The organism is Halomonas sp. AOP7-B1-5, assembly GCF_052353045.1.
GTDB classification, from domain to species: Bacteria; Pseudomonadota; Gammaproteobacteria; order Pseudomonadales; family Halomonadaceae; genus Vreelandella; species Vreelandella colorata.
This window is the reverse complement of the sequence record NZ_JBQTDC010000043.1, coordinates 18,766-28,591: the sequence shown is the minus strand read 5'-3', so window position 1 is coordinate 28,591 and position 9,826 is coordinate 18,766. Positions and strand designations below refer to the sequence as shown.

Sequence of the window (9,826 nt, the reverse complement as noted above, 5' to 3'; positions counted from 1 at the left end):
GAAGCCATGTCGATGCATGAGTTTGAAAACCTAGTGGAAATGTCAGTCCAGAGTCTTGATCAAGCTGGCGAGCATAGCAGCGAGGATTTGCGTGATCTGTTTTACAATCTTTACCAATTTCAAGCGTCATGGGATACCAGTTTCACGCATTTTCGAGTGATCGATACTCTGCTGGAGCATAAGTTTGTGTATCAGTTTGAGATATCTCAGCATCCTGATTATGCGGAGCACGAGACGTTTTTTAATGGAATCAGTGATTTTTCTTTCATAAATTTAAAGCCACAAGAAGAGTGGCACGAGCAGTCCAATCCAACGGCAGGTTATATCAAGCCTCCTTATTTATTTTTTGATGCTGGTTCACCTCTTTGGCAGCAGTTTGTGGAACAAGGTGATCTTATAGGCAGTGATGCGTTGCCCCCCAAAACGATAGATACTGTAGATATGGTTAAAGAAGTGATTTTTTCCGCTAAATCTCAGGACGATCATGAATTGATCAGTCTCTGGTACACGGCGTTAGGTTTACATGTTGGGTTATTTTCTTCAGAGGAGGAGCAGATTAGTATTAAGGAAAGCTCAAGTATCAGCAATATTAGAGATATAGTACTGGAAACGAACGCTTTAGAGATTGATGCAGGCTACGGTTTTTTAGCACAGCCTACGCCTGACCTGGTTGAGGAAGATGCTTTTTTAACCTGGTGGTTTCAAGTAGGCGAATAATATTTTCAGTTGGGCAACATTAAACTATGCAGAGCATACCTTATTTGTACCCATTGATTATATTTTCGCTTGGTATTGAGTGATTTCGGCTAGATTGGAAAAAATGATCTGCTACCAACCGGTCAGGGCAATCGTTTTTTAAATGTTGTGTTTTGTACGGTAAGGAACCCGTCAAATTGACCGGGTCACGACAACTTGCTAGTTTACGCGCTCTTTCAGGTGTCGGCGGCCAAAGCCGCTGGTGAAACGGGAAGTTGGTGCCCAATCCAACGCTGCCCCCGCAACGGTGATCAAGTTAAGAGCCCTCGTTACCACTGTGCAATATAAACGCATGGGAAGGTGAGTGCTTGGGAGCGTCAGTGTGCTTCGCTTGTCAGCCCGGAGACCGGCCTGAGAGAGAGGGCTATATCAGCCGAACATGCCAGGACGCGGTGGGCGCTCTCAAGGCGATTAGTGACTTCCTGCTATTCCCTTGTGGTGCCTGCGCTTGGCGATTATAAAAACCACGCTGTGCGGGTTGGCACAGCGCGCAAGGTACCTCCTCATGCCTAACTATCTTCCTGTTTCTGCCGCGCTTGCTGCGTTGGTTGTATCTCCCGTGGTCGTTGCTCAGAGTGACCTGCCAAGCGCTCAAGCTGGTTTGCAAAGCACTCTTAACCCGGTAGTGGTTACTGCCGCGCTGGCGCCGCGTACGGCCAATGACAGCCTTTCCTCGGTTACCGTATTAGATGAAGCCACGCTGCGCCGCCAAGACCCGGTGAGCATTACCGATCTGTTTCGTGGCCAGCCGGGGGTGGATGTAAGCTCTAACGGCAGCTTTGGAAAAAACAGCAGCATGTATATTCGCGGTACTGGAAGCGGCCAAAATGTGCTGTTGATTGACGGTATTCGTTTACGTTCAGCCACCAGCGGCGGGGCTGCCTGGTCGTATCTTGACCCGCGTATGTTTGAGCGCGCTGAAATCGTGCGCGGCCCACGGGGTAGCCTGTACGGTGCCGATGCGATTGGCGGGGTAGTGCAGTTATTTACGCCCCAAGCGAGCGAAGCGGGGCCGCAGCCGAGGTTTTCGATAGGCGGTGGTTCGTTCAATACTCAGCGAGTAAGCGCGGGAATCAGCGGTCGTGAAGGCGGTACCCGCTACAGCTTTGCGGGCAGCCACTTGACTACCGATGGTCAGCCGGTTCGCCGCGATGGCGAAGATAAAGGCTACGACAATACCTCTGCGTTGGCGCGGGTTTCGCATACGTTTGAAAATGGCGCTGAGGTGGGTGCTCTTGCGCTACGCGCTCGGGGTAATAACGAATACGACGGCGGTGAAAACGACTTTGTTCAACAAGTAGCCGGTATTTATGGCGAGTTGCCGATCACAAGCGACTGGCACAGCCGCCTCACGCTGAGTGAATCCCGCGATGAGAGCGATGACTATGCAAGCTTTGGCGACTCGGTATTCAACACCAAGATTAGCACTGCGCGCTGGGAAAATATTGTTACCGCGGGGGCTCACGAGCTGATCGCAGGCGCTGAATACAGCGAGGATAAGGTTGACAGTACTATTGAATACGATGAAACCAGCCGCAGCAATAAAGCCGTATTCACCCAAGCGCTGTTGGATTTTTCACCGTTAACCCTGCAAGCCAGCTTACGCTTTGATGATAATGAAGCTTATGGCGATGAAGTTACCGGCAGCCTGGCAGCAGGTTACGCGCTGGATAGCAACCACACCCTGCGGGCCAGCTATGGCACGGCGTTCAACGCGCCGACGTATAACCAGCTTTACTACCCAGGGTTTGGTAATCCGGACCTTGAATCTGAAACCTCTGAAACCGCTGAAGTGGGTGTTCGTGGCCAATATGCGCAGTGGTTTTGGGATGCCGCTCTCTATCAAACGGATATTGATAATCTGATTGCGGGGCAGGGCGTTCAGTCTAACGTGCCTTCGTCACGGATTCGGGGAGTAGAGCTTGCCAGTGGCGTTGAGCTAAATGATTGGATATTAGCTGCCGCGTTGACCTACACCGATCCTGAGAATCGCTTAACAGGCAATCGGCTGCAGAATCGCGCTACGCAAAGCGTACGTCTGGATATCGACCGCGAATTAGGCGAGTGGTCGCTGGGCGGTTCGTGGGTCGCTCAAAACCACCGCTATCGTGATGCACAAAACCAGGACCGGCTAAGTGGTTATGGGCTGGTCAATCTGCGCGCCGGCTGGCAGTTTGCTCCATTGTGGAGTGCTCGCCTTACATTAGAGAACGTTATGGGCCAGGATTACGTGACCACGCGCTCGTTCGATGGCGCCGACTATTTAAATGCGGGACGGGCAGGTTTTCTGAGTGTTCATTTTGGTCAATAAAGTGCATAAATTGGCGCGAGCGGCGCTGGCCCTCATGCTAGTAATGCCTGCGGGTATAGCGCAGGCGAATCACCACGCGCGCTGCGTGGTGGATGATCGCGACCGAGAAGTCTGCTTATACAACCCTGCCCGGCGCATCGCCACGCTGTCGCCGGGCGCCACCGAGCTTACCTACGCCGCCGGTGCGGGTGAACAGGTGGTGGCGGTGGTCTCCTATAGCGATTATCCGCCCGAGGCAAAGCAGGTTGCCTCAGTGGGCAGCCATACCCGTATTGATCTTGAGGCGCTGGTAAGCCTTGCCCCTGACCTGGTGATTGGCTGGGTCACGGGGAATCCTGCCGAGCAGCTTGAAACGCTTGAAGCGTTAGGCCTATCGGTCTTTTATATTGAGCCTCGCACAATTGAGGGCGTGGCCAGCACGATTGAGCGCATAGCGCGGTTGGCCGGTACGGAAGCCGCCGGGCAAAGTGTCGCTGATGGTTTTCGGCGCCAGATGGCAGCGCTTGAAAATCAATATGAATACCGTGAGCCGGTCAGTACGTTTTACCAGGTGTGGAACGAGCCGCTTATGAGCGTTAACGACCAGCATCTTATTGGCCAGGTCATTCAGCTGTGCGGCGGGTTTAACGTGGTGGGAGAACAGCCACGTTTAGTACCACGCCTTGATGATGAGGCCGTGCTGGCAGCCAATCCTGAAGCTATCGTGGCCGGTGGAATGGGTGAAGAAAACCGCCACTGGTTAACCCACTGGGAGCAGTATCCGTACCTTACAGCGGTGATCAATAACCATCTGTTCTTTGTACCGCCTTCGCTTATTCAGCGCCCGACGCCGCGCATGGTACAAGGTGCCAAGATTCTGTGTGACCAGTTGGATAGCGTTCGCCGAATGCGTGGGGCGCGGTAATGAGGAAAGTAGCGCAAGGCAGCCTAAGTGCGCCCTTGGGAGTGCTTGTCCTTGCCGCGCTAATCGCTTTGCTGTTTGCCGTGAGTATTGGCAGCGCCTCCCTCTCAGTTGCTCAACTGTGGGCTGTTGCCCAGGGGCAGGGCGAGCTTTTAGCCAGCACGCTGGTCTGGGAGTTGCGCTTGCCCCGAGCGCTTTCTGCGTTTGCAGTCGGCGGCTTGCTGGCGGTAGCCGGGGCGCTGATGCAAGTACTGCTGCGCAACCCTTTGGCTGATCCTTACGTCCTGGGGCTTTCTGGCGGAGCCTCTATTGGCGCGCTGGCAGCCATGCTGGTGGGTCTGGGCGGGTTCCTGGTATCGGGGGCGGCATTTGTTGGCGCGCTGTTTTCAACGCTTTTGGTGTTTGGTTTGGCGCATGGCCGTGGCGGCTGGAGCCCCGCAAGACTTCTATTAACTGGAGTAGTGGTCGCCTCGGGCTGGGGTGCGGTGATTACGTTGATGCTGGCAATGAGCCCTGCCGAGCGCCTGCCGGGCATGCTGTATTGGCTGATGGGCGATCTTTCCTATGCGCGCACCCCCTGGCCGCCGCTTTTACTGCTGCTGGCAGTATGCTTACTATTGGTGCCTTTGGGGCGAAGTCTCAACGTGCTGGCCCGTGGTGCCCCCCAGGCTGCTGCACTGGGGGTTAACGTGCGCCCGCTGGAGTGGGGTATCTACATTCTTGCCAGCCTGCTGACGGCAGCGGCGGTCACCACCGCAGGCAGCATCGGGTTTGTGGGTCTTGTGGTGCCCCATATGCTGCGTTTGCTATTAGGCAACGATCAGCGGCTTATTCTACCCGCCTGTGCTCTGGCGGGCGGCACGCTGCTGGTGTTGGCCGATACCTTGGCGCGCACCATGATTGCCCCTGAACAGCTGCCGGTTGGGGTGATTACCGCGCTTTTGGGCGTGCCCACGTTTTTGTTTCTGCTCCACCGGAGCCGCTAATGAGCATATTGACCACTCAGCAGTTGGTGATCGATGTGCCTAATCGCCCAGGCGGAACACCGCTGAATTTAACCATTCAACCAGGGCAAGTATGGGGCGTGCTGGGACCCAACGGGGCGGGTAAAACTACACTTCTGCACACTCTGGCGGGGTTACGAGCGCCGCGCTCCGGGAGCGTTCATCTCAACGAAGCACCGCTTGCCAGCCTACGTCGCCGCCAGGTCGCGCAAACGTTAGGGGTCGTGTTTCAGGAGCGAATGGACAGCTTTCCGGCTACGGTGATGGAAACGGCGCTGATTGGCCGCCATCCGTTTCTTTCCGCTTGGCAGCGGGAAAGTGGCGCTGACTACACCCTTGCAGAGCAGGCGTTGGGCCGCCTGGATATCGGCACTTTAAGCAAGCGATTGGTCAGCACGCTTTCCGGCGGCGAGCGCCAGCGCGTTGCTCTGGCCACGGTGCTTACTCAAGCTCCCGCTATCTGGCTTGCCGATGAGCCAACCAATCATCTGGATCTCCATCACCAAAGTGCCGTCATGGCGTTAATGGCCGAGCAGGCGGCAAGCGGCAAAAGTGTGGTGATGTGCCTGCATGATCTTAATTTAGCCGCCCGCTGGTGCGACCAGATACTGCTTCTGTACCCCAATGGGGAAGCCAAGTGGGGCCCACGGGAAAGGTTGCTAACCGCCGGTACGCTCGAAGCGCTCTACCGTCAGCGGCTCACGGTTGTTGAGGTCAATGGTGCGCCGGTATTTGTACCGATATAGAGGACACAGCGCTGTCGCTAAACGCGTGAGGGGGAGTGACGGTTGGCAGGAAAATATCTTTACTGAACAGCGGCCATTAAGCGTCATAAATAGACCTGGTGATCTACACTAAAAGTGGGTTTGGGCCTTGATGATTGACCCCACTTATCATCACCTGATCTCAAGTCTGATCCCAGCAGCTGGTCCCAGGTGCTGGTTTCAATTGCTATGCCTTTGCATTAGCGGGAGGTCGTTATGATCCACCATGTTTGGGGGCTCCTCCATCATCCTGACGTAGAGTGGCATAAAATCAGTGACGAGCATGAGTCCGTCAGCCATCTCTATGCCCACCATGTGCTTATTCTGGCGGCTATACCTGTGGTCTGTGCGCTAATCGGCACGACCCGTCTGGGTTGGACCTATGGCGGTATCGATACCTATAAAGTCTCTATTACCAATGGCCTGGCGCTAGGTATTGCGTTCTATGCGCTGATGTTAGTGGCCGTTGGTTTGGTCGGTAACGTGATTTACTGGCTAGCCCGCAAGCTGGAGAGCCGTCCTAGCCGCCGCGACTGTATTATTTTCGCGGGATACATTGCCACGCCGATGTTTCTGAGCGGTGTTTTTGCGCTTTATCCGGTTTTCTGGTTTCGCATGTTGGGCATAGTGATTGGCCTACTTTACAGCGCTTACCTACTCTACAAGGGAACGCCCAGTTTCCTGGGCATCAGCCACAAGCGTGGCTTTATCATGTCGACCGCGACGCTATGCATCGGCGTGCTGGTATTAGAAGTGCTGCTTGCGATCGTTGTGCTGCTATGGAGCATGGGATCTGAACACAGCGTGGTGTGGCGGTTCTTGCGATAGCAAGATAGATGGTTCCGACGATGCAGTTAGCAGCACTACGCACGAGGCATATTGCCAAGCGCGTAGCCCTCATGCACTGATCAGGAATCTTACAGGGAATCCTTTTCTGAGATAGTGAGGCGAGATAGTGAGATGAGAAAGTAAGACAAGAAAGTAAGACAAGAAAGTAAGACGTGTTGATTTACTACTCCAGCTCAGTTCGCCAAGAGTGACGCGGTTCGAAACCCACCAGGCGCCGCGCTTTGTCGATACTGTAGAACGTCTCATATTCTCCCATTGCGTGCTGTACAGGTACGCCAGGATAGAAGCGCTCGATCACCTGGGCATTGGTAAGCCCTACCGATAGATCCTCATTGGCGACGTTAAACACCTCGTAACCTAAACCATCCGTTTTCAGACAGCAGTCGACCATCTGGCCCAAGTCGCGGGCATCGATATAGGCGAAGATGTTGCGTCGGCGCAGCGCCGGGTTATCCATATACGCCGGGAAGTTCTGGCGGTATTCATGAGGCTCGATCACGTTATTGATACGCAGGGCGTAAATGTCGATGCCTGAGCGCGCTTGAAACGAACGCGCGGTTACTTCGTTGACTACCTTGCTCATGGCGTAGCTGTCTTGCGGCACAGTGGGGTGTTCTTCATCGATAGGCAGGTAGTCTGGCAGCTTCTCGCCATCGGCAAAGCAGATGCCGTAGGTGGTTTCGCTGGAGGCAAAGATTACTTTGGGGATGCCCAGGTGGGTGGCGGCATCCAGAATATGGTAGGTGCTTAGCGTATTGATACGGTAGGTTTCGTTATCCGGGCGGTGCAGAATGGCGGGGATAGCGGCAAAGTGAACGATGGCGTCGTAGCGTGGCATTCCAGTGCCCGGCTCCAGCTCATCGAAAGTGGCGTAAGCTTGGCACGCATTGAACACTTGGCCCGCGTCGGTCAGATCTACCTTCAGCGTGGTGATGCCCGGCACAACGGACGCTACCCAGTCCAGGTTGGTGATGCTGTGACCCTGGTCGCGCAAATACGCGGTCGCATGACGTCCAGCCTTGCCGCTACCACCGGTAAACAAAATACGCATGTGGATTTCCTGTTTATTGTAAGAGTTCGTTACAAGGACCCACACCTTAGCAAAGAAAGCGTTACACCGCCGAAAAGCGTTTAAACCGCGCTTCTAAAACGCATAATCCGTTTGCCGTCAATAGGATCATCCAGCACGTGGGCATACACGCCGAACGTCTCTTGTAAGCACTGGGCGGTTAGCACGTCATGCGGTTGGCCGCTGGCGATCAGGCGTCCACCGTCCATCACGCCAATGCGGTCGCACTCCATGGCCTGATTCAGATCGTGCAGGGAAATTACCACGGTGATGGGCAGCTGCCTGACCAGCTCAAGAATCGACAGCTGGTGGCGAATATCCAGGTGGTTGGTGGGCTCATCCAGCAGCAGGATTTTGGGTTGCTGGGCAAGTGCCCGGGCAATATGCACGCGCTGGCGCTCGCCGCCGGAAAGGGTATGCCAGAGGCGGTCCGCCATGTGCGCCATATCCACATCATTCAGCGCCTGATCCACAATGGCGTCATCCTGAGCTGACCACGGGCGCAGCGCCGAAAGGAACGGCGTTCGGCCCAGCCCCACGACCTGGCGCACGTGGATCCTATCGGTGGTTTCCGCCTGTTGCTCAACCAGCGCGATGGATTGCGCGATATGCCGCTGGCGCATTTTGGCAATCGACCGGTCGTTTATATGTACGCGGCCTGTTTTAGGTTTATTCAAACCTGCCAGCAGGCGTAATAGCGTAGTTTTACCGGAGCCGTTCGGGCCAATTAGGCCGAAGGTCTGGCCGGGCGCTACGTCAAGACAAACGTCTTCTAACAGCGTGCGCCCATGTACGCTCCAGCCCAGCTGTTGTGCAGTTAATTTCATCGATTCCTCGTGCCCCGAACAAGAATCAACGCAAAAGCTGGCGCGCCAATCAACGAGGTAATCACCCCAATGGGCAGTACCTGGCCGGGCACCAGAATGCGCGAAAGAATATCCGAGCCAATCAAAAACACGGCGCCAGCAAGTGCCGAAGCGGGCACCAAACGCGTATGTTGGGTACCCACGATAAAGCGCATGGCATGGGGAATCACCAAGCCCACAAAGCCAATAGCGCCGACCATCGACACCATAATGGCTGTCACCAGCGCTACCGCAATAATTAAAAGCCCCCGCGTTGGGCGAACGGCGATACCCATGGATGCCGCGCTGTCGGCGCCAAAGGTAAAGGCATCCAGTGCGCGGCGGTGCCAAAGGCAAATCAACAGGCCGCCCAGGGCGGCAGGAAAGGCGATTGCCACATCGTTCCAGCGCACCCCAGAAAGGTTGCCCAAAAGCCAAAACATGATGCCGCGGGCTTGCTCGGCACTGGCCGACTTGGTAATGATGAAGGCGGTGAGTGCGTTAAACAGCTGAGAGCCTGCAATACCGGCCAGAATAATGGCCCCGGCCGCCTGAGTGCTACGCCCGCCGCCGGTACCGCTACTGGCTGCATGGGCAAGCAGTACCACCAAACCAAACGCGAGGCCAGCACCGGCAAATGCCCCCGCGGATAGCGTTAAAGCACCCGCGCCAAGCCCCGCCACCGTGACGGCCACGGCACCGGTCGAGGCGCCTGCCGATATACCCATCAAGTACGGGTCGGCCAGGGGATTGCGCAGTAACGCCTGGAGCACAACTCCGGCCAGGGCCAGGGCCGATCCGCAACACGCGGCTACAAGGGCGCGGCTTAGCCGGTAGTTCCAGATAATCCCAGCATCGATACGATCAACGGCGTAGTTAGCACCCAGAAGATGATTAGCCAATACCTTGAGAATCGTATCCACGGGAATCGCCGTTTCACCAATCGCCGTACCGGCAAGCAGTGCGATCAGCAGCACCAAGGGCGCAAGCCAAAGCCAGTGCGCCTGAGTGCGAGCCATCGGGGCGCTTTGCATGGCAATGGCTTTCATTGTGTGAAAGGCGTATTAAATAGGGCGGGGGCGAACTTCATGAGATGGTGTTCCGGGTACCGATGGACATAAAGCTCGACAGACTGCCGAAGACGAGAGGATAAAACACTAAAAAACCTTTGATATTGACGACTTGCTGAAGTGGCGAGGTGGCTTCCACCTGACGCCATCCTCTATAATGCGCGGTTATTGTAGCCACTTTCACGGGGTTTGGCTCTATCGTTATTCTCGTGTCAGGGATGAATAACTTTCACGTGTATAGCAGTGTCCATGCGCTG

Annotated in this window: 9 protein-coding genes and 1 riboswitch; of the genes, 6 read left to right on the top strand and 3 right to left on the bottom strand. The window is 55.3% G+C overall.

Going from position 1 to position 9,826, the window contains the following annotated elements:
* From ACT3XD_RS16740 to ACT3XD_RS16715, 6 genes are all read left to right on the top strand, one after another.
* Positions 1 to 717, top strand: a 717-nt coding sequence (locus tag ACT3XD_RS16740; RefSeq protein ID WP_444280615.1) for a hypothetical protein, incomplete at its 5' end; no start/stop codon positions are given.
* A gap of 200 nt (positions 718 to 917) precedes the next feature.
* A riboswitch (cobalamin riboswitch) is annotated at positions 918 to 1,125 on the top strand.
* Positions 1,126 to 1,261: 136 nt separating this feature from the next.
* Entirely contained in the window at positions 1,262 to 3,067 is a 1,806-nt protein-coding gene (locus tag ACT3XD_RS16735) for a TonB-dependent receptor domain-containing protein (protein ID WP_192539332.1), read from the top strand.
* Between the two features lie 34 nt (positions 3,068 to 3,101).
* Positions 3,102 to 3,971: a cobalamin-binding protein gene (locus ACT3XD_RS16730; RefSeq protein ID WP_225736281.1), complete on the top strand. Its 870-nt coding sequence runs from the start codon at positions 3,102 to 3,104 to the stop codon at positions 3,969 to 3,971.
* Entirely contained in the window at positions 3,971 to 4,954 is a 984-nt protein-coding gene (locus ACT3XD_RS16725) for a FecCD family ABC transporter permease (protein WP_018917398.1), read from the top strand. Before ACT3XD_RS16730 ends, ACT3XD_RS16725 begins: the two co-directional genes overlap by 1 nt.
* A complete protein-coding gene (locus ACT3XD_RS16720; protein ID WP_192539334.1) occupies positions 4,954 to 5,718 on the top strand; it encodes an ABC transporter ATP-binding protein in 765 nt (254 codons plus the stop codon). Before ACT3XD_RS16725 ends, ACT3XD_RS16720 begins: the two co-directional genes overlap by 1 nt.
* 234 nt (positions 5,719 to 5,952) lie before the next feature.
* Complete coding sequence (locus tag ACT3XD_RS16715; protein ID WP_192539335.1) at positions 5,953 to 6,564, top strand: Yip1 family protein; 612 nt, start codon at positions 5,953 to 5,955, stop codon at positions 6,562 to 6,564.
* 184 nt (positions 6,565 to 6,748) lie between these two features.
* Here ACT3XD_RS16715 and ACT3XD_RS16710 read toward each other — a convergent pair whose 3' ends face one another.
* The 3 genes from ACT3XD_RS16710 to ACT3XD_RS16700 all read right to left on the bottom strand — a co-directional run bounded on the left by ACT3XD_RS16710 (position 6,749) and on the right by ACT3XD_RS16700 (position 9,533).
* A complete protein-coding gene (locus ACT3XD_RS16710) occupies positions 6,749 to 7,636 on the bottom strand; it encodes an NAD-dependent epimerase/dehydratase family protein (protein ID WP_192539336.1) in 888 nt (295 codons plus the stop codon).
* Positions 7,637 to 7,716: 80 nt separating this feature from the next.
* Entirely contained in the window at positions 7,717 to 8,481 is a 765-nt protein-coding gene (locus tag ACT3XD_RS16705; protein WP_192539337.1) for an ABC transporter ATP-binding protein, read from the bottom strand.
* Positions 8,478 to 9,533, bottom strand: a complete 1,056-nt coding sequence (locus ACT3XD_RS16700; RefSeq protein ID WP_192539338.1) for a FecCD family ABC transporter permease — start codon at positions 9,531 to 9,533, stop codon at positions 8,478 to 8,480. Before ACT3XD_RS16700 ends, ACT3XD_RS16705 begins: the two co-directional genes overlap by 4 nt.
* Between the last annotated feature and the right edge of the window lie 293 nt (positions 9,534 to 9,826).

What these genes read in the sequence shown, in the direction of transcription:
- ACT3XD_RS16735 (WP_192539332.1), top strand. Translation starts at nt 1,262, where the DNA reads ATGCCTAACTATCTTCCTGTTTCTGCCGCGCTTGCTGCGTTGGTTGTA.
- ACT3XD_RS16730 (WP_225736281.1), top strand. Translation starts at nt 3,102, where the DNA reads ATGCTAGTAATGCCTGCGGGTATAGCGCAGGCGAATCACCACGCGCGC.
- ACT3XD_RS16725 (WP_018917398.1), top strand. Translation starts at nt 3,971, where the DNA reads ATGAGGAAAGTAGCGCAAGGCAGCCTAAGTGCGCCCTTGGGAGTGCTT.
- ACT3XD_RS16720 (WP_192539334.1), top strand. Translation starts at nt 4,954, where the DNA reads ATGAGCATATTGACCACTCAGCAGTTGGTGATCGATGTGCCTAATCGC.
- ACT3XD_RS16715 (WP_192539335.1), top strand. Translation starts at nt 5,953, where the DNA reads ATGATCCACCATGTTTGGGGGCTCCTCCATCATCCTGACGTAGAGTGG.
- ACT3XD_RS16710 (WP_192539336.1), bottom strand. Translation starts at nt 7,636, where the DNA reads ATGCGTATTTTGTTTACCGGTGGTAGCGGCAAGGCTGGACGTCATGCG.
- ACT3XD_RS16705 (WP_192539337.1), bottom strand. Translation starts at nt 8,481, where the DNA reads ATGAAATTAACTGCACAACAGCTGGGCTGGAGCGTACATGGGCGCACG.
- ACT3XD_RS16700 (WP_192539338.1), bottom strand. Translation starts at nt 9,533, where the DNA reads ATGCAAAGCGCCCCGATGGCTCGCACTCAGGCGCACTGGCTTTGGCTT.